The sequence below is a fragment of the Agarivorans gilvus genome, from assembly GCF_001420915.1.
GTDB lineage: Bacteria > Pseudomonadota > Gammaproteobacteria > Enterobacterales > Celerinatantimonadaceae > Agarivorans > Agarivorans gilvus.
Genome location: NZ_CP013021.1, coordinates 3,918,259 through 3,940,820, shown reverse-complemented (window position 1 = coordinate 3,940,820; position 22,562 = coordinate 3,918,259). Strand labels below are relative to the sequence as shown.

General features: G+C 46.4%; 21 protein-coding genes and 2 pseudogenes. 10 read left to right on the top strand and 13 right to left on the bottom strand.

The genetic code is table 11. From position 1 onward, the window contains the following. Positions 1-131: 131 nt before the first annotated feature. A pseudogene (locus AR383_RS21425) lies at positions 132-251 on the top strand (DUF1330 domain-containing protein); the annotation flags it as partial. An 83-nt stretch (positions 252-334) separates the two neighbouring features. Then, positions 335-790 (top strand): annotated as a pseudogene (locus AR383_RS22270) (NAD(P)H-dependent oxidoreductase). A 115-nt stretch (positions 791-905) separates the two neighbouring features. Here the strand turns inward: AR383_RS22270 and AR383_RS18745 are convergent. The 6 genes from AR383_RS18745 to AR383_RS18720 form a co-directional block, all read right to left on the bottom strand. After that, on the bottom strand, positions 906-1,550 hold the full coding sequence (locus AR383_RS18745; protein WP_055734513.1) for a hypothetical protein: 645 nt from the start codon (positions 1,548-1,550) through the stop codon (positions 906-908). Between the two features lie 11 nt (positions 1,551-1,561). After that, positions 1,562-2,569, bottom strand: coding sequence for a 5'/3'-nucleotidase SurE (locus tag AR383_RS18740; protein ID WP_055734512.1), 1,008 nt, complete (start codon positions 2,567-2,569; stop codon positions 1,562-1,564). A gap of 165 nt (positions 2,570-2,734) precedes the next feature. After that, positions 2,735-3,775: a hypothetical protein gene (locus tag AR383_RS18735; RefSeq protein WP_198150176.1), complete on the bottom strand. Its 1,041-nt coding sequence runs from the start codon at positions 3,773-3,775 to the stop codon at positions 2,735-2,737. Between the two features lie 32 nt (positions 3,776-3,807). Further along, positions 3,808-4,641, bottom strand: a complete 834-nt coding sequence (locus AR383_RS21830; protein WP_198150175.1) for a hypothetical protein — start codon at positions 4,639-4,641, stop codon at positions 3,808-3,810. Positions 4,642-4,812: 171 nt separating this feature from the next. Beyond that, on the bottom strand, positions 4,813-5,163 hold the full coding sequence (locus tag AR383_RS18725) for a hypothetical protein (protein ID WP_157051793.1): 351 nt from the start codon (positions 5,161-5,163) through the stop codon (positions 4,813-4,815). After that, entirely contained in the window at positions 5,160-5,750 is a 591-nt protein-coding gene (locus AR383_RS18720) for a hypothetical protein (RefSeq protein WP_055734509.1), read from the bottom strand. Before AR383_RS18720 ends, AR383_RS18725 begins: the two co-directional genes overlap by 4 nt. A gap of 324 nt (positions 5,751-6,074) precedes the next feature. Here AR383_RS18720 and AR383_RS18715 point away from each other — a divergent pair, with 324 nt between their 5' ends. Then, positions 6,075-7,277: a helix-turn-helix transcriptional regulator gene (locus AR383_RS18715; protein ID WP_055734508.1), complete on the top strand. Its 1,203-nt coding sequence runs from the start codon at positions 6,075-6,077 to the stop codon at positions 7,275-7,277. A 387-nt stretch (positions 7,278-7,664) separates the two neighbouring features. After that, a complete protein-coding gene (locus tag AR383_RS18710) occupies positions 7,665-9,341 on the top strand; it encodes an amidase (RefSeq protein ID WP_055734507.1) in 1,677 nt (558 codons plus the stop codon). Positions 9,342-9,396: 55 nt separating this feature from the next. Here the strand turns inward: AR383_RS18710 and AR383_RS18705 are convergent, their stop codons facing one another. The 3 genes from AR383_RS18705 to AR383_RS18695 form a co-directional block, all read right to left on the bottom strand. Then, positions 9,397-10,428 carry an HD domain-containing phosphohydrolase gene (locus AR383_RS18705; protein WP_055734506.1) on the bottom strand — a complete coding sequence of 344 codons (1,032 nt, stop codon included), beginning with the start codon at positions 10,426-10,428 and terminating at the stop codon, positions 9,397-9,399. Beyond that, complete coding sequence (locus AR383_RS18700; RefSeq protein ID WP_055734505.1) at positions 10,425-13,421, bottom strand: PAS domain S-box protein; 2,997 nt, start codon at positions 13,419-13,421, stop codon at positions 10,425-10,427. The genes AR383_RS18705 and AR383_RS18700 overlap by 4 nt, the downstream gene beginning before the upstream one ends. 360 nt (positions 13,422-13,781) lie before the next feature. Beyond that, the gene (locus AR383_RS18695) at positions 13,782-15,224 is read right to left on the bottom strand and encodes an NCS1 family nucleobase:cation symporter-1 (protein WP_055734504.1); all 1,443 of its coding nucleotides are present in this window, start codon (positions 15,222-15,224) and stop codon (positions 13,782-13,784) included. 272 nt (positions 15,225-15,496) lie between these two features. On the opposite strand from AR383_RS18695, the gene AR383_RS18690 reads away from it, so the two are divergent. The 5 genes from AR383_RS18690 to AR383_RS18670 all read left to right on the top strand — a co-directional run bounded on the left by AR383_RS18690 (position 15,497) and on the right by AR383_RS18670 (position 18,702). Next, complete coding sequence (locus AR383_RS18690; protein WP_055734503.1) at positions 15,497-16,168, top strand: GntR family transcriptional regulator; 672 nt, start codon at positions 15,497-15,499, stop codon at positions 16,166-16,168. A gap of 3 nt (positions 16,169-16,171) precedes the next feature. Further along, a complete protein-coding gene (locus AR383_RS18685) occupies positions 16,172-16,903 on the top strand; it encodes an aspartate/glutamate racemase family protein (RefSeq protein ID WP_055734502.1) in 732 nt (243 codons plus the stop codon). 21 nt (positions 16,904-16,924) lie between these two features. Continuing rightward, positions 16,925-17,854: an allantoinase PuuE gene (puuE, locus tag AR383_RS18680; protein ID WP_055734501.1), complete on the top strand. Its 930-nt coding sequence runs from the start codon at positions 16,925-16,927 to the stop codon at positions 17,852-17,854. A gap of 300 nt (positions 17,855-18,154) precedes the next feature. Beyond that, a complete protein-coding gene (locus AR383_RS18675) occupies positions 18,155-18,397 on the top strand; it encodes a type II toxin-antitoxin system Phd/YefM family antitoxin (protein ID WP_055734500.1) in 243 nt (80 codons plus the stop codon). Between the two features lie 8 nt (positions 18,398-18,405). Beyond that, a complete protein-coding gene (locus AR383_RS18670) occupies positions 18,406-18,702 on the top strand; it encodes a type II toxin-antitoxin system RelE/ParE family toxin (protein ID WP_055734499.1) in 297 nt (98 codons plus the stop codon). Between the two features lie 84 nt (positions 18,703-18,786). Here the strand turns inward: AR383_RS18670 and AR383_RS18665 are convergent, their stop codons facing one another. The 3 genes from AR383_RS18665 to AR383_RS18655 form a co-directional block, all read right to left on the bottom strand. Then, positions 18,787-19,164 (bottom strand): hypothetical protein, encoded by a 378-nt coding sequence (locus tag AR383_RS18665; RefSeq protein ID WP_055734498.1) that lies wholly within the window; start codon positions 19,162-19,164, stop codon positions 18,787-18,789. A 95-nt stretch (positions 19,165-19,259) separates the two neighbouring features. Beyond that, entirely contained in the window at positions 19,260-19,634 is a 375-nt protein-coding gene (locus tag AR383_RS18660) for a hypothetical protein (RefSeq protein WP_055734497.1), read from the bottom strand. Beyond that, the gene (locus AR383_RS18655) at positions 19,631-20,599 is read right to left on the bottom strand and encodes a hypothetical protein (protein ID WP_055734496.1); all 969 of its coding nucleotides are present in this window, start codon (positions 20,597-20,599) and stop codon (positions 19,631-19,633) included. Before AR383_RS18655 ends, AR383_RS18660 begins: the two co-directional genes overlap by 4 nt. 397 nt (positions 20,600-20,996) lie before the next feature. On the opposite strand from AR383_RS18655, the gene AR383_RS18650 reads away from it, so the two are divergent. After that, complete coding sequence (locus AR383_RS18650) at positions 20,997-22,046, top strand: CNNM domain-containing protein (protein ID WP_055734495.1); 1,050 nt, start codon at positions 20,997-20,999, stop codon at positions 22,044-22,046. 56 nt (positions 22,047-22,102) lie between these two features. On the opposite strand, the gene cynS is transcribed toward AR383_RS18650, so the two are convergent. Beyond that, a complete protein-coding gene (gene cynS, locus AR383_RS18645; protein WP_055734494.1) occupies positions 22,103-22,552 on the bottom strand; it encodes a cyanase in 450 nt (149 codons plus the stop codon). Positions 22,553-22,562: the final 10 nt, after the last annotated feature.

Here is a 22,562-nt window from a genome sequence, read left to right as displayed (position 1 = left end):
GGCACTAGCGAGCAGTCAGTCTACAGCGAGGAGACGATGGATAACTTAACAGTGGGCTATTTTATTTTTGATACCAAAGTCACCTATAGAGGAGCCTTAACGCCCTATCTCGCGAAGGTAGAAACCAGCTAGAAGGCCAAGAGCTACAAGGTGGCGTGGTGCTCCTTAAGTTTAACCGCTTAATAGATGCCAAGGCGTGTTATCGCTCGCCAGACTATCAAGCGATTATTGGCCATCGCCATGCCGGCTAACAGGCAAATGACTGGTTGCTTGAAGGCCAGCCCTGCGCATAAAAGCCCAATTAATTTACCCTTTAGCTATCGGAGTCTTATATGTGAAACCACTGGTTATTGTTTCTCCCCCCTATCCCGAACAATCTAACGCAATTAAATCTTTAGAAAATGCCGCGCTGGATGTGGCCGATGTAACGGTTAGAAACCTAGAAAGCCTTTATGGCAATAATCTCGACAGCATCGATGTGGCTGCTGAACAAGCGGCCTGTGAAGGCATCGACCACACCGTATTTGTGTTGCCGATCCACTGGTTCAACCTAACTCCGATGTTAAAAGCCTACCTTAACGCGGTTTAATCTTAAGGTTGGTCTTTCGGCCCTGAAGGCACCGCCCTAGCCGGTAAAGAAATGCTAGTAGTGACCACCGCTGGCGCAGTGGAAACGACTTACTCAACCAGCGGTATAGTGCAATGCAGCATCCAACAAGTATTAACCCCAATGAAGGCCAGTGCTCTGTATGTTGATATGAACTACCTAGAGCCTTTGGCCCTTCTTTGATGCCATGGGTTTATCTGCAGAGCAGTTAGCTAAGCTCAACGCCAGCTTAGTGGAACGCTTAGCGGTTTAATCATGCCAACATCTACGGCCAAGCAACAGCTTGGCCAAGTGTTAACTACAGTGCTAACCACACTTGAGGAAATTCAAGCTCACTGCTTTGAACATTAAGGCTTAACAAGGCTTGGTTATCTAAGTGCAAGCTAGCTAAGTTAAGTTCGCCAACTGCAAAACATTGGCTATCGGCCAAGCGCAGCTGCGCCAAGTTGGGCGCAGCGGCAACAGCACTTAACTCACCACTACTGCTACAGCTTTCACCACTAATGCTGATAAGCCCGTCTGCCTCTATTACCATTTGATACAAAGCATCGTTATAACGAGTTTGGTAGCGCCCTGCGTACTCACTAAGTGAAACGGCTTCGGCACTGCTCAACGCTAAGCGAGTGTTGCCATTAGCATTGCTACACTCGGCCGCCTCTGCACTCAGCTCACAATCAAGATTCAGCGTAGCAAACTGCGCTTGCGACTCTTCACTATGAGTCAGGTAAGAAGACTGATGTTCACGCTCATCCCATAGGGTAAGCAAAACACTAGCATCGGCTTGCAATACCAGCTGAGCGGCCATCGGCACTTGGGCATCACTCCACACTACGCCCTGATAAACGCCAACTAGCGGCTCTGCTTGGCTAGTATCTTCACTGTTATTACAGCCCCACAAAACCAGAGCGCCTAGCAAAACAGGTAGCCATTTTTGCTGTTTCATCACCATTGCTCCTATTCCAAACCAACAAGGCGTTGTGAAACAAGGGCCACCTTACCGCGCGCCGCTTGCACATTGCCGTCAATGGTACTGATGGTAATGTAACCTTGGCTTACGGCTACACCTTCAGAGTTGTCGCTGCTGTCGCCCGCATCACCGCTTTCCATAGCCAGGCCAGGCTGACCAGTAAATTGTGCCACCGCAATTTGATAAGACGTCTCGAAATCATAGCCTGTTCTTTGCATGATGCTTTGCGCTACGTAACTCATCATCTCTCTGTTCGCGCCCAAGTCATCGGTAAAGGCCATCATATGACCACCGCCGTTCCAACCCACATCGGTAAATTTAATGCCTAAATGATTCGTCATATCCTCTGGAGTATTCACATTTAAGCCGGTGTAAGCAGGCAGTAGCGCTTGGCCTTCTGGGCGATTGTCTTCTAGGCTTTTTACTATTTTGACCACTGTTGCAGCTACTAACTGAGACTGAGCCTCATCATTGGCGGTATTCATATGGCCACTCACCGCAATGGCTGGCACACCACGACTTAAGGCCACCATAGCTGCGCCTAAAGTGCCTGAGTTGTTATTCATATAACCTAAGTTATTGCCTTCATTGGGGCCAGAAATCACTAGATCAGGCGCACTGCCCCACACTTGCGCTGCCGCCACATCAATACCATACAGTACCGCCATGACCGGCGTGCCCTCGGCGTAGTCTTCAAAGGCCAAAGTAGCATCGGTTTGTCCCACACAATACGCCTGCTGCGCCGCTTTGCTCTTGTCTACCGGCACAGCTTTCATCAGTGTCATCGCGCCACCTTTACCGCTTTGTCCAGTACAGGGTGCTGACATAATCACATCATGACCCGCCGCTTCTAGCTGGGATTTAAGAATATTGATATTCGGTGTAGCCCAACTATCGTCGTTAGTTAACACAATATTTAAGGCGGAAGCGATGGGAGAGAAAACCAGCGTACTGCTTAATGCCATGCCTAAGCAAATTTTAGATAAGTGTTTCATTATTTATTCCATTAATTTAGTGATTACTACCTCCCTTTAAGTCATTCACCTAAAGGGGATAGCGCTACTTTTATGGAAAACCATGACAGTTTTGTTACCGCTAACCAGCTTGCGAGCCATAGAGATATCTTTAAAACTTTATGGCTATAAATCAATTACTTATTATTACTTCTTTTGAATAACAATATGTTTTGGAGAGATTTTTAAACGGTAACTGGACTGCACTTGCTCATCTTGGCGTAGCATTTCAAAGCCGCAGCGCTCACTCAAGTCTTCACCCAGCAAAGCCTGTAGGCTGTCTTTAATTTTATTGCGGTTCTGATCCAAGGTTTTGGCGCGTAAACCGTGTTGTTTTAGTTCGCTTATGGCTCGCCCATGACCGCCATATTGCTCCATTAATTGGATCAGCTCTTGCGCGCGCGGTTTGTCCGGAAGGTTGGTCGGAGGATTAGTCAGCCAACCGCTGGCAATATCATTTAGCCGATATTGCGCATACCACAGCCAATAAATACAAGGTGTTACCGACAAGGGTAGGTTTAAGTGATTGACTCTCACCTGAATGCTGTTGTGGCTCAAAATAAACTGCAGCCGCATCGGTTCTGTGGCCTGTTCCAGTAGGACCAATGGGCTATCAGCCTGCTGGGCCAAGGCGGCGAATAAGTACTGTACATTCAGCTGAGCCTGCGGCTGGGTTTGGCGAAAACGCATCAGGGCTAACTTCCATTGCTCAAAGGCGTGTTCTCCCAGTTGCTGGCGTAAGCGCTGCAATAACGCTCGGTCGGCAGCACTCAAAGGCCTTGGCCGAAAGCGCCATAATAGTAAACTTAAACCTGCCGCCAATGTGGCCAACGCCAACCATGGAATAGTTCGAACTTGGCAGCCCAGCAGCAAGTCATGATTTGCTGCGAGATGTAAATTGATCGGCAGCCGCCACTGCGTTGAGGCGGCAGTGTTAAGTGAACATTGCGCCAGTAACTGTAAGGGATTATTCGCCGTTGCTTGCTGCAAAATGGCGCGACTTTGCCAGTACACTATTTGCTGAGTCTGCGTTTGCTCACCCAGTTGCGCGCCATCTTGCCAGGCGGCGCGACTAGCTTGGCTAAGCGGCTGGTCAATAAACTGCTGATAGCTTTGTTGAGTTAAGTAGCAGGCAAAACCCAGCGACAAAAACAAATAAAACAGCAGTAAACCGATAAACTGTGCCAAGCTCTTCAATCTTACGCTGTGCAGTAAAGACCTCATCCTAAGGACTCAAGTAGCTGACTTAAACGCTGTTGCAACACTTGCAGCACCGCATCATTACTGACACTACGAGACACAAACCACGCCCCCGCAGACACATTACTGGCCAACTCGGCTTGATAGTATTGCTCGCGCTGCTGATATAAGGGGCTGTAATTAGTATCGGGGATCACCGCCACTTCGCCCTTATTTAGGGCTTCGACTAAGGCCTGGCGTGAGGGATAAAAGCGCAGCTGGGCTGAATCTGGCGCCACCGCTAAGTCACTTAAGGCCTGCATAGGCAACTGGTAACCAGAACGGCTAAAGGTATCGTGCAGTAAGCCAATTCGCTGAGTACTTAATAACTCGCGGTCTATTGCTTGACGAGCAAACCACAATACGCGATAAGTAGGCAGGGCGACCAAGGCTTGATAGTGCAGCTGATAATCAGGGCTCAAGCCCGCTAACTGATAGTCTCGCGCCCACATCACCTCAAATTGCTGCTGATAAATAGTTTCGGGTGTCAGCTGTTCACGCGGCAACCAATGCACCACAATATCTGAATAGGCGTCCTGCAACGCCGCTTCCCCACACAACTGCTCAAGTAGCGGCTGTGCCAATACATGAGCAGGAATAAGCAGATCTAACTGGGCGGCCTCAGGCTGAGCCTGAGTAGTGTAGGAAGCACGAATGTCTTTGCAAGATAACTGCTTAAAATTCATATTTGCTGGAAAGTTTATTTGGGGCGACTCAAGTAAAACCAGCAATAGTGACAAACCGATAATACCAGCTAAGGCATAATAACGTGGGGCGCGGGGATGGTGCCAAAGCGGCGCCACAAGCTCATTCATAAACAACAACAGCTCCTTCTGATATATGAAGAAATTACGCCATTATTGTGAAGTTAATATGACAAACCAGAGGCCGCGCTGCTCGCTTAAACCTAGGCTGCCAGCAGTAAGACATTAGAAACGCCCATAAAAAAAGACGCCGCAGCGCCTTTCATTACCTAGTACTTGCACCTAGCCGCCACAGACCTCGACCGCGGCCTTAAATTTGGCGTTAAGCTTCTGCAAGCCACTCTTAGACTCACCGTTAATCCACAATCCATCGATAGTTTCGTATTCACGGGTATACCAAGTATCACCATCATCGGTGTGCTTTATATAGGTAAATACGTATAAGTCATCCGTTTTTATGCGATCAACCGAAAAAGTAAAAATTAGCATGCCGCGGTAAGTCTTTTTCCATTCAGACTCTTCCACATCGCCAATATCCAGCTCGCCTAAGTCGATGCGAAAGGTTTGCTCCTCGTAGGGCTCCAAGGCGTAATAATCTTCGCGTTTAGCTTCACGCTCGGTAGACTTCGTCACCACCACTTCACAGGGTTATTAGCATCATCGATCTTCACCGAATACTCTTCTTCATAGCCCATTTTGCGAATATCGCCGTCGGTGAATGAATAATAGCTTTCTTCAAAATTACCTAAGGCTTTTACAAATTCGCTCACCACCTCTCTAGTGGACTTGGTTTTCACCTTTGGCGCTGGCTTCTCTGCGCTATAAGTGCCTTTGTTGTAAACGCCTGAGTTCGTCTCAAAATAACCTTGCATGGTCACGTCTTGATGAGTGCCGTCCACTTCAGCATTACCACATACTCGAGCATAACCGGTAATTCTAGCGCGGCTGCCATGCACCTTAGCGTTACCACATACCACCGAGCGACCGAGGATCCTGGCCGATTTAGTCACCGAAGAAAAACCACAAATGGCGGCATTTTTACCCACCCATATGTCGTCGGTGACATCGGCATCATGGGAAATAAACCCGCCTTCACTAGGATTTTTCGAATGACGATCATTGGTAAAAAAGTAGCCTTCTTCTCCGGGGCACTTAGGCGAGGTAGCTGCCAGCACCGGAGTGACGAAAAAAATAGCACAAATAAGCAACAAAAAACGCATAGCTTCCCCTCTTGCGTCTAGTAAAAATCACTTCAAACTCAGCGCAGTTTGCTTATCTTCCCTGAGTGAATCGAATAGCGGAGCGGACCAAGACTTCACTCAGCACGGTGAGCCTTGGCTTAAGCAACAATAGCGGAAATAGTTAAACATCAGCCGGCCTTGGTCAACGGTTCAAGGGAACAAATCAGCAACTTTTTTTGATTTTAGGCATTTTTATCTCAAATTATTAGCAAACCAGACTCCGTTTCAGCCAACAACAAGGCGTGAAATTTGCATTTAGCTTGCCCTATCGAATTTAAAAAACAATAAGCCAGCCGAAGTTCCATGCACTTACCTGCCAATATCACCCTAATGAGCCAGACTCTGGTCATCTTGGTGCTGATTAGTTTCCACTTTGGATTTATGTTTAGCCAGTTGCCCCAGCATGCCAATAGTAAGCTTACTCGCTTATGCTTGCTTGGCATGTCACTGCTCACCTCAAGTTCGGTGCTCGCCTATGTGATTCAACTAGAACTGCCACAGTGGCGTAATTTAAGCTTCGCTTTTATTGCCAGCCAAATGTGGTATGGCCCGCTGCTTTGGCTTTATACCAAGCTGCAAACCGACCAGCATTTTCGGCTGCAGCGAAAACTACTGATTCACTTTATTCCCGCACCGCTGTTTGCCCTATTGTGGTTAAATCAGTTGCCCTTGAGCGCCGGAGACTTACTCTATTTTGCTTACGCCCACGACGATCCCAATAATGTGCAAAATTACCGTTTAGTGCACAAATTTTGCGCTTGGTGTTCGCTGCTCGGCTACTCGCTCGCTTGCCTTAAGCGACTCAAGCCGCATCAAGAGAATATGAAAAAGCACTATTCAGAACTGTCTAAAGTGGATTTAAAATGGCTTAAGGCTCTACCTTTAGCCGCCTTGTTTACCGTCATCATTTGTGTGTTCATCGAGTTATGCCGCGGCTTGGGTTTACAACACCCAGTGAATAGTGGCGATATCATTGTTTTTGTTACCCTAATATTCACCCTAGTGCAGCTACAATTAGGCATGAAGCAAATTGATATTTTTCAGCAGCATGAGCCAGTCGCCAGCCCTATTCGCCACCCGGCAACAACAAAAACCAAGCCACAAGATGTCCTAGAAAAGAAATACCAAACCAGCAGCCTCACCCACAGCGCGGCAACTGAACTTTGGCACAAGGTTCAGCACCTAATGCAGCAACAACAGCCATACTTAGAAACCGGCCTCAAAATCTCAGAACTGGCCGCCATGTTAGATGTATCGGTGCATCACTTATCAGAAACCTTTAATGGTTATGCGCAACGTTCCTTTTACGATTACATTAATGAATATCGAGTTAACGAGGCCCGCCAGCTATTAATCGCCCCCAACATGCTGCGTTATTCCGTCACCGACATCGGTTATCAAGTCGGCTTTAGCAGCAGTTCTACCTTTTATACCCATTTTAAGAAACTCACCGGCATGACCCCTCGCCAATACCGAGCCGAACAACTCAGCATCAAGCCCTGCTAAAACACCCTCGCTTAGCTCAACTTATTAAAAGCCAAGCTTGGCAACCATGATGACTAAGTGCTCGCTATTCCAGTGACTATACACAGCCCCACACGCCAGCGCGTTGCTGACTTGCGTTAAGAACGTCTAAAACTCGCTTTTAGCGACCAAGCTCATAACCTGCTGCAAAAGCGTTTTCCCCCAATATACCGCCATATTAAGCGCTGGTACTGAAGCAAGGCCGCGCCATCGATATAGCATTTTTCTCTACAAAAATTGCGTCTTTGCCAAGTCGAAAAAATTAATCCAAAGACTTTATTTAAATTTGCAGAGAAAGAAGCGGAATAGCGCCAGCCTCGGTATAGCTAGCTATAGCCCAGAACGAGGCGAATATTTTATGGAGGATCCATGTTAACGACTAACAAAAACATATTGGCGGCAGCTTGCTTTGCAGCTTTAGTCAGCGGCTGTAATGACAATAATATCCAGCAACAGAATGACCAAGAAAATCAACAACCCGCCACCTTCTCACCAGTTGAAGGCACCATTAGTCAACTGCATGCCGCGCTTGCCGCCAATACCACCAGCTGTGAGGCCGTAGTACAAAGCTACTTAGACCGAATTGATGCCTACGACGATGTAGGGCCAGAGTTACATGCGGTAATTAGCACCAACCCCAATGCGCTAGCCGAAGCCCGAGCCTTAGATGAACACTATGCCGAAACAGGGGAAATGGACTCGCTACACTGTGTGACGGTATTAGTTAAAGATAACTTTGATACCGACGATATGGCCACCACCGCCGGAGGCTTAGCCATGCAATTTAATATGCCACCGGATAATGCCTTCACTATTACTCGTATGAAACAGCGTGGGGCGATTATTTTAGGTAAAGCTAACCTCGACGAATTTGCCTTTGGGTATGAAGGCAGTAGCTCCATCGAAGGGCAAACTAAAAATGCTTACGATCTAGAGCGCGGTCCGGGAGGCTCTTCATCGGGTACTGGCGCGGCCATTGCAGCGAGTTTTGCCATGGTGGGCACTGGCACCGATACCGGCGGTTCCATTCGCATTCCTTCATCAGTGGAAGGCTTGGTAGGCATACGCCCCAGCCTGCGCCTAGTTAGCCAAGACGGCATCGTGCCGCTTTCTCACAGCCAAGACACTGGCGGGCCAATGTGTCGCACTGTTGAAGATTGTGCGCATTTGCTTGATGCTATGGTCGGTTTTGACAGCAGCGCTCACAGCGGCCAGCGAGAAAACTTTGCCTACGATGCCCCACTGATCAGCTCGCCCTTCCTCTACCAAATTATTACCGGTGTACCGCACTCTTACACTCAATACTTAGATGAAGGCGCACTAAACGGCGCGCGCATTGGCGTGGTTAGGGAGATGTTTGGTGATGGCAGCGAGCAGCAAAACCAAGTGGTCCAAGCCACTATCGAAGCAGCCTTAGCGCAGATGCAAGCCGCAGGAGCGGTGATTGAGGAGGTCACTATTCCTAAGCTGAGTGAGATTTTTGAACGCTATAAGAGTGTCTCACGTTACGAGTTTTGTAACGACTTAACTGACTACCTCGGTAGCTGGTCTGAGCTAGCCGATGGGCATCATCTATCCTTTGCCGCATTGGCCGCAAGCTTCGACTATGAAGTGCGCCACCAGCAATACTTCTACTACTATGGCCTGTTTTGCGGTGACCAAAGTGCTAACGAGGATTATCAGCTAAACCAAACCGAGCGCCCCACCCAAGTTCGCAACGCCTTGATGCAAGCCTTAAACAATGTCGATGACGCAGGGATCCCTCTAGGCCAAGCCTATGACGTGTTACTCTACCCTACAATGTTGGGCTTGGCTTCAGAGCTAGGACAGGCTCCACTAGCTGGTGACAATAATCGCCTTAGCCCCTTCTCTGGCTTCCCCGCCTTAACCATGCCTGCGGGAATGACCAATAGCGAGCCCCAGCTGCCGGTCGGGATGGAAATGCTGGCCCGTGAATTTGATGAAGCCAGCTTAATCAAAATCGCTTACGCCTACGAGAAGATGGCTCAGCCTCGCCAAGCGCCAAGTCATACTCCTGCCCTATAACAAAGCGAAGCTCTGCTTATACACCACCGTTCACATGCCTCCGTGAACGGTGCTTTTAGTCCGCCATATCCTCAAGGGCGATCTGTTCATAGCAAGATTTACCCGATTGTTCGGCTAAGTCCCATTTCTGTTTGGCTTCTAATATTTGTGGTAAAGAATTATGGAAAATCTCCACCAAGTTCGGGTCAAAATGACTGCCCGCCTCTGCCTCAATGGTGGCAATCGCTCGCTCAATTGGCCAAGCGTCTTTATACGGGCGTTTCTTAGTAAGCGCATCAAATACATCGGCAATGGCGACGATGCGTGCCGACTGGGGAATATCTTCTCCCTTCAAACCTTTGGGGTAGCCGCTACCGTCCCATTTTTCATGATGATAACGCGCAATTTCTGCCGCTAAACTAAACAGCGGGTTTTTACTCATACTAAGAATTTTATAGCCAATTTCAGTATGGGTTTTCATGATTACCCACTCCTGAGGGCTCAGTTGCCTAGGCGCTTTAAGAATGGTATCGGAAATACCAATTTTTCCGGTATCGTGCATCGGTGCCGCCATTTCTAAACGTTCGGCTAACTCTTCATCCCACCCCGCCCCTTCGGCAATAATTCTGGCATAAGCGGCCATTCGCCAAATATGCGCCCCGGTATCGGTATCGTTGTAATGCCCCGCTTCACCTAACATAAACATCGCGGCTTTTTGGTTATCTTCCAATTCCCGAGCGTGTACTAAAGACAAGTGGGTTTGTACTCGGCGTAATACGATGGGTGCCGATACTGGCTTTTGAATGTAATCCACTGCGCCCACATCAAAGCCCATGGCTTCATCTTCCACTTCACTCATGGCACTAACAAAAATCACCGGTATTTTTTGGGTTGAAGGTAGCTCTTTTAAAGTGCGGCACACTTTATAACCGTCCATATCTGGCATCATAATGTCGAGCAAAATAATATCAGGGCTATGCTTGAGTGCGGCATCAATCGCTCTGCTGCCATTGTTGGCAAACAGCAATTGATATTTATCGGCCAAGATCTGTTTTAACACATTCAAATTATTTGGCTCATCGTCCACTAATAGCACTTTGCTGATCATTGTTGTTCTCCCACATTTAAGCCAAGGCTAGAGGCCATTTCTATGGTTTTTTCTCTGGCACTATCAAAATCATAGGCATTAAGCTCAGCTAACACTGGTGCCACTGTGGCACTGTCTACATATTCCAATAAACGATCGATGATGGGTGAAGCAAGATCAGGGTTTAACTGCTCATACGACAACAACAAGGCATTCACTAATTTCAATACTTCTTGAGCATCAAAGCGCTTCGCGACTACTTCAGTCTGTTCGGGTAGTTCCAATTTATTAATTGCCGCCACCGCAGTAGCGATGGCCTTGTCTAAGTCTTTGAGGTCGTTACGCAAGTCACTGAGGATGGAGGTTCTAAAGTGATTATTAATGTGCAGACTAACAGCATAGATGCGGTCCAACATTAAATTACCCGACACGCCTTTTAGCGCATGAGCTACATCACGGGCCCGCTCAATACTATAACGATCGCCCTCCAGCAACTTAGCGATATGAGACGCATCTTGTTGATGATCTTTAGCAAACGAATGTAAGGCCGTAGCGTACACAACTGGGTCTCCCCATACGCTAATCGCCTTGCGATAATTAGCTACGGCCTCAACTGGCGAGAAATCCACAAGCGGATGACGGCGCCCTCCCACCCGTTTGATGGTATTAGGCCTGCCTTTATCAACCGGAACGGTTTGCTCCATGGTATCCAACAGCTTAGCAAAATCGATGGGTTTACCTTCTACCGCATCCATTCCTGCATTAGTACAGTTGAGGTGGTCTTCCTGCATAATACTGGCGGTAAGCGCAATAATCGGAATATGCTGGCCGCTTTCTTTCTCTATACGACGAATAATGCGAGTCGCTTCTAAGCCGTCCATCTCAGGCATCATTACATCCATTAAAATTAAATCGAAGTGGCCGTTTTTGTATGCGTTTAGCGCTTTTTCGCCATCGGTAACCCAATCGACTTGGTGTCCTTGCTGCTCTAACCGCAGTGATACCAGAATGGCGTTTTCTTTGATGTCTTCGGCTAACAACACCGAGAACAAACGTGGTGAATAATACTCTTCACTTTTAGGCTGCCCATCGTCGAATAAAATCTCGGCGCTATCATCCGAGGCAACCGGTAAACGACAGGTGAACTGGAATTGGCTGCCTTTTCCTTGCTCGCTTTGCGCCCAAATGGTACCGCCCATTAGGCTCACCAGTTGCTTACAAATAGTGGTACCTAGCCCTGTACCACCATAACGACGCGAGATCGAAATATCGGCCTGACTAAAGGGTTCAAACACCTTATCCAATTGTTCCGCCGACATGCCAATGCCGGTATCACTTACACTAATCAATAGCTGGTCGGCAATATCGGTGGTTTCAACACTCACCTTCACCACCCCCTTATCGGTAAATTTCACCGAATTACCCACTAGGTTAATTAATACCTGACGCAAACGTAATGGGTCACCAACAAATACCATAGGTAGTTGCGGAGGGTAATCTAATAGCAGTTGCAAGGCTTTTTCGTTGGCTCGGTACTCCAGCATTTGCAGCGCATCCCGAATCACATTCGGCAGATTAAACGCCACTGAGTCAAGGCTGAATTGCTCACTTTCCAGTTTCGACACATCCAGAATATCGTTTAACAAACTCAATAAGGCCTTAGATGAGTTAACAATGGTATTCATGTGCTGAGACAGGCTTTGCGGCAACTGAGGAGATTGCTGCACTAACTCTGAAAAACCAATAATCGCGTTCATCGGAGTGCGGATTTCGTGACTCATATTAGCCAAAAACGCGGCTTTGGTTTTTACCCCTTGTTCGGCAGATTCTTTAGCGATGCGTAAAACTTCTTCGGTACGTTTTTGCTCGGTAATATCGTGAATAAATACCACAAATAAATGCCGACCATTTTTTAATTCGCGATGCCCCGATGCGATTAACGCGGCAAATAATGAGCCATTTCGACGTTTAGCTTGTACCTCAATACCTTTAACCATTTCTTGGTTACTGCCAAACTCTAAGTAACGCGCAATATGTTGCTGATAAAGTGCCGCATCCGGTTCGCTCAATAACATGGAAATGGATTGGCCTTTAACCTTCTCGCTTGGCCAAGCAAACAAGGCCTCAGCCGATGGATTAAATACGTCGATGGTGCCGTTTTCATCGATGGTAATCACCCCATTGGCAGCGGTTTTTACAATGGCTTCAACTTCTTCGGTGGCTAGGGCAACCAGTTCTTCCAGCCGTTCACGGTGTTGCAGTAATTCTTTTTCTACGGCTTTTTGCTGTGAGATATCGGTGATGATGCCAACAAACATGGTTTCATCATCCATTTCCATCTCACCCACCGACAGATGAATCGGCACCAATGCGCCATGCTTGGTTTTTGCCACCACTTCGCGACCAGTACCAATAATTTTGGGTGAGCCGGTTTTAAGGTAATTAGATAAATAACTGTCGTGATGGGAATGATCCGGCTCTGGCATAAGAATGTTAACGTTCTTATCCAGCACCTCTTCACGGGTAAAACCAAAAAACTTTTCCGCAGAATTATTGAAAGACTGGATCTGGCCAAACCGATTAATGGTAATAATTGGGTTTACTGCAGTATCTAATACGGCTCGGGATAACTCTTCACTGCGCGATAATTCACGTTCGGTTTGTTTTTGGGAGCTAAGGTCAAGTACCGCCCCGGTAAATAGGGTAATCCCTTCCACTTGCACGTAGTTGACCGCCAACCAGATTGGGAAGGTATGACCATCTTTGTGCAAGCCAAGCAATTCGCGACCACGACCAATAATATGTTCGCTGGCCTCGGCTAAATAACGCTTTAAATAACCGTCGTGATGAGAGCGGTGAGGTTCTGGCATCAATATCGAGACATTTTGCCCAATCACTTCACTCGACACATAACCAAAAATACGTTCAGCAACCGAATCAAACGAATGCACCTTACCTGATTCGTCAATGGTAATACTGCCTACCGAATTTTGCAGTTTACGAAAATTCGCCATACTTTCCCGCCAAGCTTATTCGATACAACCAGTAAGACGCTTTGTGTTCTCACCTTGGTAAAATATACATGTAACTATTATGTAAACAATCAGATAAAGAATAGTAAATATAGTGAGGACTGGGTAGCCCCAAAGCGAATAAAAAGTAATTAATTTCCTGCTAAATCCCCACAAAATGTGTAGGTTTTAAAGGCGCTTAAGTGAAAAGAGAAAGAAACAAATACGCGCAATACGGGTTTAAAATGAAGCAGGCCGAGTATACACAATATACTCGGCCAATGTTAAACAGCAGGCTTAGCAAGCCAGCTTTAGCTAATTAGGCCTAACCATACAGCTGTTAGACCCCATTAGCGCTAAGACTTAAGCTTCACTCTCCGCTAGCTTCATTTGCAGCGCATAGGCCGTTTCCGGTGCCATTAAATAACGGTAAACCACCGCCGCCACAATGCCACCAATAAACAAGGCATAGTTAGATAAGGCATGAATCATAAAGGTAGCCACTATCGATACAATACTGGCCACAGCCAAGGCATAAACACTCTTCATGTTAATGCCCTTCTTGTACCAATACAGGCCTTGCTCAGACTCGGTATATAAGGAAGGAATATCAATTTTGCCTTTCTTCACTAGGTAGTAGTCAACAATGATAATGCCGTATAGCGGCCCAATCATCGCGGCCAATACGTCAACCGTGTAGTGAATCATTTCAGGGTTATTAAATAGATTCCAAGGTGTGAGCAATACCGAACCAAAAGCGGCGATAAAGCCACCCGCTTTAAAGCTGATTTTTTGTGGTGATACGTTAGAGAAGTCAAACGCGGGGGCTACAAAGTTAGCCACAATGTTAATGCCCACGGTGGCAAAGATGAAGGTTAAAGCACCCAACACGGTGATTAGGCCTGAATCTAAGCGTTTTACAGTTTCTACTGGGTCGGTAATCATTTCACCAAATACCGGAATAGAAGCCGATACGATAATCACACTAAAAGCAGAGAATACGATGAAGTTAAGCGGTAGACCCAAGATATTACCCAACTTCAATTTTTGGTAGCTGCCACAGTAACGAGAGAAGTCACTGAAGTTTAGCGTTGGCCCTGCAAAGTAACCCGCCACTAAAGCCGCGGCTACAAACATTTGAATGCCCGCATCCCAGCCATCTAAGTTTTTAGAACTGAGGTTGAAGCTGATGTTGTCCCAACCGGCTGCGTCGATCATGTACACACACAAAGCAAACATCGCGATATAAATAGCCGGGCCAGACCAGTCAATCACCTTGCGGATCATGTCCATGCCAAACATAAATACAATGCCTTGCAAAATCCACATAGCGATAAAGCCAACCCAACCTAAATAAGACAGACCCACAAAGCTTGAATCTGCTAGCGACTCCATACTAGGGAAGAAGTACAACAACAAAATAATAAACGAGCTAGAGGCTAAGAAGGTTTGAATACCGTACCAAACCACTGCAATTAGGCCGCGGATCACCGCCGGGATGTTGGCCCCAAAGACCCCAAAGGACATGCGCGCCACTACCGGAAAAGGCACCCCGGCCTTTTGCCCCGGCTTACCCATTAAATTAGCAAAAACCAACACAATGCTAATGCCCACTAACAAGCTAATAAATACTTGAATGCCATTCAGCCCCAAGGCAAATAAACTGGCGGCAAATACATAGCCACCCACACTGTGAACATCTGACATCCAAAATGCAAAAATACTGTACCAGCCCCACTTTTGCTCTTTGTCGGGGAGTAAGTCTGCGTTACTCAATTTCGGACTAATTGGTAATTCCTTTTTCATGGCTCAGTTCCTTTTTCGTAAAATTGTATACAATCAAAACAAGTATTGTGCCAAATATAAAAAGCCTTATTTGCCAAGGGCCTATCGGAAAATAGGCTTCACCAATGCAGTATTGACGCACCAATGTGAACATATTTCGCGCCAACAAAGTGCATAACAGCAGGCTATACTGGCAAGAACATGCGCAAGCTCTTGTTATCCAAGGGCTAAAAATATAGGGTTATAGGTATACAAATTGCAGGGGTTGGTTGTATACAAAAATGAGAGCAATTATGTCCAACGACGAAAAAATATATCAGAAGATGCTAAAAGCCATTGTTGAGCACCAGTTGCCGCCGGGCTCCCGACTTCCTGAAGATAAATTGTCTGAGGCTTTTGGTGTAAGTCGCACCGGCATTCGCAAAGTACTACAACGTTTAGCAATAGAACGCTTCGTGGTAATTCAGCCGAATAAAGGCGCCCAAGTGAATCATCCCAGTCGCCAAGAAGCAGAAGAAGTACTAGACAGCCGGATTATGCTAGAACCGATGTTGATTCCAGAGATCGCCGATAACTGGAACCTAAAAGCTGCCCAACAATTTAGAGCCATGGTGCAACAAGAAAAGCAGGCCGAGCAAGACGAACAACTGGCTAAGTCAATTCAACTCACCGCCGACTTCCATATTAAGTTGGCGCAAATGGGTAATAACCAAGTATTGGCCAGTTTTATAGAACAGCTATGTTTTCGCTCTTCATTAGTGATTGCCGCCTACGGCACCAAAGACAGTGTGAGTTGCAACTGTGGCGACCACGCCGAGCTTATCGATTTACTTGACCAACGCAAAGTCAGCGAGGCTCAAGACTGGATGCGTCATCACCTCAGCCATATTAAATCTTCAATTTCACTGAACGGCAAACAAGACAGTCCGGTGAACTTCAACAGCTTATTTGCAGACGCGGATTAACCAATGAAAATTCAAATAATTAACCCTAACACCTGCCAGGGCATGACCGAGGCCATTGGCCGCTCCGCCGAGGCCGTGAGTTTAAGCGATAGCCAAATTATCGCCTGCTCACCGCAGCATGGCCCGCGCAGTATCGAATGTGCCCTAGATGAAACCATCGCCGCGGCTGCAGTGCTTGACGAAATCGCTAAGGGGCGTGAGCAAGGGGTAGATGCCCATATTATTGCCTGCTTTGGCGACCCCGCGCTGGATGCCGCTCGCGAAATAGCTAGCGCCCCGGTGATTGGCGTAGCCGAAGCCGCCTTTAAACTGGCCAGCATTGTGTCTCACCGCTTTGGCATTGTTACCACCTTGGCGCGCACGCTGCCGGCTGCCGAGCACCTATTGCATCGCTACGGCTACCAACACCTATGCTCAGGTGCTAGAGCCGCAGAGATCCCAGTATTAGATCTAGAAGAACTACAGCAAGATACCTTTGAACAACTTAAAAATGAGTGTTTGGCCGCCATTCAACAAGACGGTGCCGACTCTATTGTATTGGGCTGCGCGGGCATGTCTGAGCTGGCCCAAGAGTTAAGCTCATGCCTTAATGTGCCGGTGATTGATGGCGTAAGTGCCGCGGTGAAACTCGCCGAGAGCTTACACCAGCTAAAACTCTCTACTTCTAAGCGGGGGCAATACGCCGCACCTATTCAAAAACAATTTATTGGCCGTTACCAACAATGGAGCCGCTAGTAATAAGCAAGGAACAATAAAATGGAACTTAATAACCCACGTGATTACATCGGCTATGGCCGCGACAATGTGCCCGATGCCAACTGGCCGAACAAGGCAAAAATCGCCGTACAATTTGTATTGAACTACGAAGAAGGCGGCGAAAACTGTGTATTACACGGCGACCCACATGCCGAAACTTTTCTCTCAGAAATAGCCGGAGCCGAGCCTTACCCAACCCGCCACCTCAGCATGGAATCACTCTATGAATATGGCTCACGCGCTGGCGTATGGCGGGTATTAAACGAATTTAAACAACGCCAATTACCGCTAACTATTTTTGGTGTGGCTACCGCGCTGCAACGCAACCCCGAAGTAACCAAAGCGCTAATTGAAGACGGCCATGAAATAGCTTGTCACGGCTTAAAGTGGATCCACTATCAAGACATGCCTATCGAGCAAGAGCGCCAGCACATGCAACAGGCCTTGGATATTATTCAAGAGCTCACCGGCAAACGCCCCATAGGTTGGTATACCGGACGCGACTCACCCAATACCCGTAGTTTAGTGGCCGAGCAAGATGGCCTGTTATATGACTCAGACTACTACGGTGACGATCTACCTTTCTGGACTCAAGTGCCAAAAGTCGGTGCACAGGGCGAAACCCGCCCACATTTGGTGATCCCTTACACCCTAGACACCAATGACATGCGCTTTGCCTCGCCCTACGGCTTTAGCCACGGCGAAGAGTTCTTTCAATACTTAAAAGAAAACTTTGATTGCCTATATCAAGAAGGTGAGAGCAAGCCGAAAATGATGTCGATTGGTCTACACTGCCGCATCATTGGTAAGCCGAGCCGTTTCATGGCACTGAAGAAGTTCCTCGACTACGTGCAATCTCATGAAGGTGTATGGGTAGCCACCCGCGAGCAAATCGCTCGCCACTGGATAGAAAACCACCCCGCTAAATAGCTTTTCCCAAGACGCTATGTTGCTTCCCCGTAGCATGGCGTCGATTTACTTTATTAAACACAGTTATCAACTTAACCAAGCATGCGATGTTGCTTGCCTTTCATCATTCAGCATGGCGGCGATTTAACTCATTAAACACTAGCAGGAAATCACCTTAACCAAGCATGTGATGTTGTTTGCTGTTTCCGTCTTAAAACGATGGCTAGTTTAGCTTTCGCACAAATCGCACGATTTAATCATATTGACCATTTTGTGCGAAAAACTATAATTCTTGTGAGCTTCCATATTTGGAGATTGAACATGCAAACATTAACAGCAAATGATGCGAAACGTAATTTTGGTGAATTGCTGCTTAGCGCCCAACGAGAGCCGGTAAAGATTAGTAAGAACAGTAAAGACGCGGTAGTCGTTATGTCTATCAAAGATTTTGAAGAGCTAGAAGCGATGAAAGCGGATTACCTTAAACACTGCTTCGAGGCCGCCAAGCAAGACTTAGCGCAAGGCAATGTGGTTGATGGTGAAGACTTCATAAATTCCTTATAAGCCACCTCATGCAAAAACATAAATACAAACTCAGTCAGCTCGCTCAGGCTCATCTACGCAAAATAAAAGGCTACACCATTAGCAATTACTCCGAGCGGCAATGGCAAAGCTACAAAAAGACCCTACTCACTGGATTTCAGATGCTGGCCGACAATCAAGCGCTTGCTTTAAGTTGTGATGATATTTACCCAAACGGATTTTACTTTCCCCTTGCTAAGCACTGTGCTTATTTTACCAAAGAAGAAGGCTTCATTTTGATAGTAGCGGTACTGGGAAAATCACAATTACCCCAAAAGCACTTGTGATTGAAGCGTAACCGCAGGGTGGTTAGAGTATGCTATAAAAGATCGGAGTCATTTTGACGATACAAAGTGACTCGGTCCTTTTATCTATTCAGGTATAAAGCCCAAAGAATTTAAAAGTACTAGCATAACGCCTGCTAAACCTGAGAACATCATTATCCAGTAAAACACTGACCCCAAGATTCGATCTAGTCTAGTCGTATTTTCACGAAGTATTTTTGCATTTGCGTATAGAAATGAAAGCTGGGATTCTTCTAACTTATTTATCCATGAAGCAGGGAAAGCCAAGGCCTGAGCCACATTGATAATATCCCAACCGCTTACAAACTCGGCCCCAAGAGCATCTTTAGTTTTTGGGTTTTTCCTGAGCTTTCTGACCGTTGCCAGCCCAAAAACAACGTAAAGAACACATGTAACAAACATTAAAATAAATATCAATGCTAGCAACTTGGAGAATATAGTCATTAAAATTGTAGCGCCTTCATTATTGAGTCATACCAAACTCCACTATTGCTTTTTACGGCTATAAACATTTCCTACGCAGCTTGTGAAACAGGATGCTACTCAAAAAATCCAAACCAATGCAGAATCAACACGAATATCATTCCAGTACCAGCAGCAACATACGCAAACCAAAACACCCGCGCTAATATCCGGTCAAATAATGTCGTATTAATAAATAAGACATCATAATTTGCTGATAGAAAAGAGAATCTTGATTTTTTGAACTTTTCAGATAACCATTTTGGCCTAGATAAAGCCGCGGCAACATTTAAGATATCCCAACCGCTAAAAAACTCAACACCAAGCTGCCCTTTTGTCTCTGGGTTCTTTCTTAATTTCCTTACTGTAATTTGGCCAAATAACACATACAAAATACATGCAAAAAAAGCAAATACCGCGGGAATAGCTAGAAACGTAGCTTCCAAAGTCATAAAATACCTATCGATTTCATTATAGAATCGTACCAACTGCCACTATTTTCTTTAACTAAACCATTTACCCCTATAGAAACTGCTGCTGCAGTTCCCGCTACGGCCAGCCCTCCAACAATAAGCCCAACCCAGCCAACAGGTGTAGCGACCATTAATAACCCCAACCCTGCTTTTAGTGCAATCGAACCAGCAATGGCACTAAAAGCAAAACTACTCGATTCAATAAACAACTCTCTTTCCCACTCACCGCCGGCCTTATAAGAGCTATGAACATTGCCTATGCGACTGGTGAAATCAATGACGGCAAGGCCATTACCTAGAAATTTAGCATGTTGTGTAAACTTAACTAAATTATGAGCTTGTACCTGAGAGGTGACATTTAGCTTTACAACATTACGGCTGCTACGAGCAATATTGGTTGCACGCGTCGCACTAGATAATGGCGTACCTCTTCGCGCTCTAACACCAACATTAATTGCATTAAGTTCTTGCCTAAAGCGGAACTGTAAGTTTTGAAAGGCTTTAAATGCTTTTTGCTTGGCAATGGTTTTTGTTGCTGCATTGGAATTCATGGCTCCTCGATAAGCCATAAGCGCATCTTGATACTGTTTAACGGCACCAGCAAACCCGCCAAGCCGATTAGCATAGACACTTGTTGAAGCGCCTACTAGGCCTACATTGTATTCTTGGAGCTTTTTTGTCATTTCAGCTAGTGCAATCGTGTTATCGGCACCAAAAGATAAGGAAAGATTAGTGAGATTATTGGCAACTTTAGGTGTAGATAATCTTGAGATGATATGAGAGTCCAGCGTATTCAGCTCAGGACCAAGTGCATAAGGCGTGAAAGCTGATATAGAAACAGGTTTAGAACATTCTTTGGCATGTATTAAATTAGAGTCGATACCACAATATTTACTTAGAAAATCAACCTTTGTTGGCTGGTTGCATAATAGTATTTCACTCATGTTAGCATCCTTGTCTTGAGTGATGTTTATATTTAGTTGAACTTAACAGCCCAGTACGTTATCAGCAAAAGTAGCGGCTTTAAAGCCCTATTGATATAAATATGATTTAAGTCAACTTGTCGTACCTAAACTTAATTTGATTAATCACAATGGACCAAAAACATAAAATACTAGGGAAAACAAACAAGCTGTAACGCTCCCATCGCTTATGTTTGCTTTCCACACTCTTTGAGCTTCATTTATACAATGATTTTATAGAGAGATCTCAGCGACAAAACCGCTATATGATTCTGACTTAACTGTATATCACTTGTTAGCCAGCGATGATTAAGCTAGCCTTGCTGGCTAAACGTTCACGCCTTCAAGGGCCAAATTTTAAGCAAACAGGGTTAATTACGTGTTTCTGTTAGTGAGTTTTTTATGTCTCGCCATTTTTGTATCGTTTTTATGTTCCGTCTTAGAAGCGGTGCTACTGAGTGTGTCGCCTAGCTACATTCAACTGCAGCAACAACAATCCCCCAAAGTTGCCCAACGTTTATCCAAATTAAAAGACAGTATTGATAAGCCACTGGCGGCGATTCTTAGCCTTAATACCGTAGCGCATACCGCAGGCGCCGCCGGTGTGGGTGCTCAGGTCGCGGCTCTTTATGGCTCTCAATATTTAGCCATTTCTTCGGCGATTATGACGATATTGGTATTGGTCTTGTCGGAAATTGTGCCTAAAACTCTTGGCGTAACTTATTGGCGACAACTCGCGCCCTTTGCCGCTTGGTTGCTACCGCTAATGATTAAGCTATTTGCCCCCTTTGTTTGGTTAAGCGACCGCATCACCGCGCGCATTGGTAACCACGAAGAAGACTTTTCTAACCTACGCGAAGAAATTAGTGCCCTAGCAGAGCTGGGCCACCAGCAGGGCGTGATTGAGCAGGGCGAGTCTCAGGTGCTGCGTAACTTATTGCGCCTAGAGCAGCGTAAAGTCACCGACATTATGACGCCACGCGCGGTGGTGCACCGTATCGAGAAAAACAGCAGCGTGAGAGAGTTCATTGCAGTGCATCAGGCCGAGCCCTTTTCGCGGATTCCGGTCTACCAAGAAGAGCGCGATAACTTCATCGCCTATGTACATAAACAAGACCTACTCGGCGCCGCGCTTGACAACAAATGGGATACACCGGTTTGTGAGTACTCACGTAAGTTATTAATGTTGCCAGCCAGCGTGAGTATACGCCATGCCTACCAAAGCCTGTTGCAAGCGCGTGAGCTGATTGCCGCCGTAGTTAACGAATATGGTGAAGTGCAGGGTTTGCTTACTATGGAAGACATTCTAGAAACGTTGTTAGGCCAAGAGATTATTGACGAAACCGACGCCATTGAAGACATGCAACGCCTAGCGCGCTTTCAATGGTTGAAACGACTACGCAATAAGAAGCAGCGCTACAGTCGTTAAACACTGTTCAACAAAAAGCCAGCCGCAAGGGCTGGCTCCGCACTCATACATTGCGCCTAATAAGTCTTATAAGGCAAGAACTTACCAGACAGTACAATGTTCACGCGATCCCCTTTCGGATCGGCTTCACGCTGAATATTCATGGAGAAATCAATGGCGCTCATGATGCCATCACCAAACTCTTCGTGGATCAGCTCTTTAATGGTAGAACCATAGACACTCACCACTTCGTACCAGCGGTAAATTAACGGATCGCTTGGCACAGCAGTGGGCAACGAGCCCTTATAAGGGGCAATTTGCAACCACGCGACCGCTTCATCGGATAATTCAAATAAATCACCGATAATTTCGGCCTGCTGTTTATCAAAGGTCATTTGCCCTAAACAGGCGGCAGTGGTCCACTCTTTGGATAGGCCGATGGCCTTGGCCACTTCGCTCCACTTAATGCCCTTCTTTACCTTGCTGGCAACGATTTGTTGGGTGACTTGTTCTCTGCTACTAATCATATTGCTTCCT

What these genes read in the sequence shown, in the direction of transcription:
- AR383_RS18745 (WP_055734513.1), bottom strand. Translation starts at nt 1,550, where the DNA reads ATGAAACAGCAAAAATGGCTACCTGTTTTGCTAGGCGCTCTGGTTTTG.
- AR383_RS18740 (WP_055734512.1), bottom strand. Translation starts at nt 2,569, where the DNA reads ATGAAACACTTATCTAAAATTTGCTTAGGCATGGCATTAAGCAGTACG.
- AR383_RS21830 (WP_198150175.1), bottom strand. Translation starts at nt 4,641, where the DNA reads ATGAATGAGCTTGTGGCGCCGCTTTGGCACCATCCCCGCGCCCCACGT.
- AR383_RS18720 (WP_055734509.1), bottom strand. Translation starts at nt 5,750, where the DNA reads ATGCGTTTTTTGTTGCTTATTTGTGCTATTTTTTTCGTCACTCCGGTG.
- AR383_RS18715 (WP_055734508.1), top strand. Translation starts at nt 6,075, where the DNA reads ATGCACTTACCTGCCAATATCACCCTAATGAGCCAGACTCTGGTCATC.
- AR383_RS18710 (WP_055734507.1), top strand. Translation starts at nt 7,665, where the DNA reads ATGTTAACGACTAACAAAAACATATTGGCGGCAGCTTGCTTTGCAGCT.
- AR383_RS18705 (WP_055734506.1), bottom strand. Translation starts at nt 10,428, where the DNA reads ATGATCAGCAAAGTGCTATTAGTGGACGATGAGCCAAATAATTTGAAT.
- AR383_RS18700 (WP_055734505.1), bottom strand. Translation starts at nt 13,421, where the DNA reads ATGGCGAATTTTCGTAAACTGCAAAATTCGGTAGGCAGTATTACCATT.
- AR383_RS18695 (WP_055734504.1), bottom strand. Translation starts at nt 15,224, where the DNA reads ATGAAAAAGGAATTACCAATTAGTCCGAAATTGAGTAACGCAGACTTA.
- AR383_RS18690 (WP_055734503.1), top strand. Translation starts at nt 15,497, where the DNA reads ATGTCCAACGACGAAAAAATATATCAGAAGATGCTAAAAGCCATTGTT.
- AR383_RS18685 (WP_055734502.1), top strand. Translation starts at nt 16,172, where the DNA reads ATGAAAATTCAAATAATTAACCCTAACACCTGCCAGGGCATGACCGAG.
- puuE (WP_055734501.1), top strand. Translation starts at nt 16,925, where the DNA reads ATGGAACTTAATAACCCACGTGATTACATCGGCTATGGCCGCGACAAT.
- AR383_RS18675 (WP_055734500.1), top strand. Translation starts at nt 18,155, where the DNA reads ATGCAAACATTAACAGCAAATGATGCGAAACGTAATTTTGGTGAATTG.
- AR383_RS18670 (WP_055734499.1), top strand. Translation starts at nt 18,406, where the DNA reads ATGCAAAAACATAAATACAAACTCAGTCAGCTCGCTCAGGCTCATCTA.
- AR383_RS18665 (WP_055734498.1), bottom strand. Translation starts at nt 19,164, where the DNA reads ATGACTATATTCTCCAAGTTGCTAGCATTGATATTTATTTTAATGTTT.
- AR383_RS18660 (WP_055734497.1), bottom strand. Translation starts at nt 19,634, where the DNA reads ATGACTTTGGAAGCTACGTTTCTAGCTATTCCCGCGGTATTTGCTTTT.
- AR383_RS18655 (WP_055734496.1), bottom strand. Translation starts at nt 20,599, where the DNA reads ATGAGTGAAATACTATTATGCAACCAGCCAACAAAGGTTGATTTTCTA.
- cynS (WP_055734494.1), bottom strand. Translation starts at nt 22,552, where the DNA reads ATGATTAGTAGCAGAGAACAAGTCACCCAACAAATCGTTGCCAGCAAG.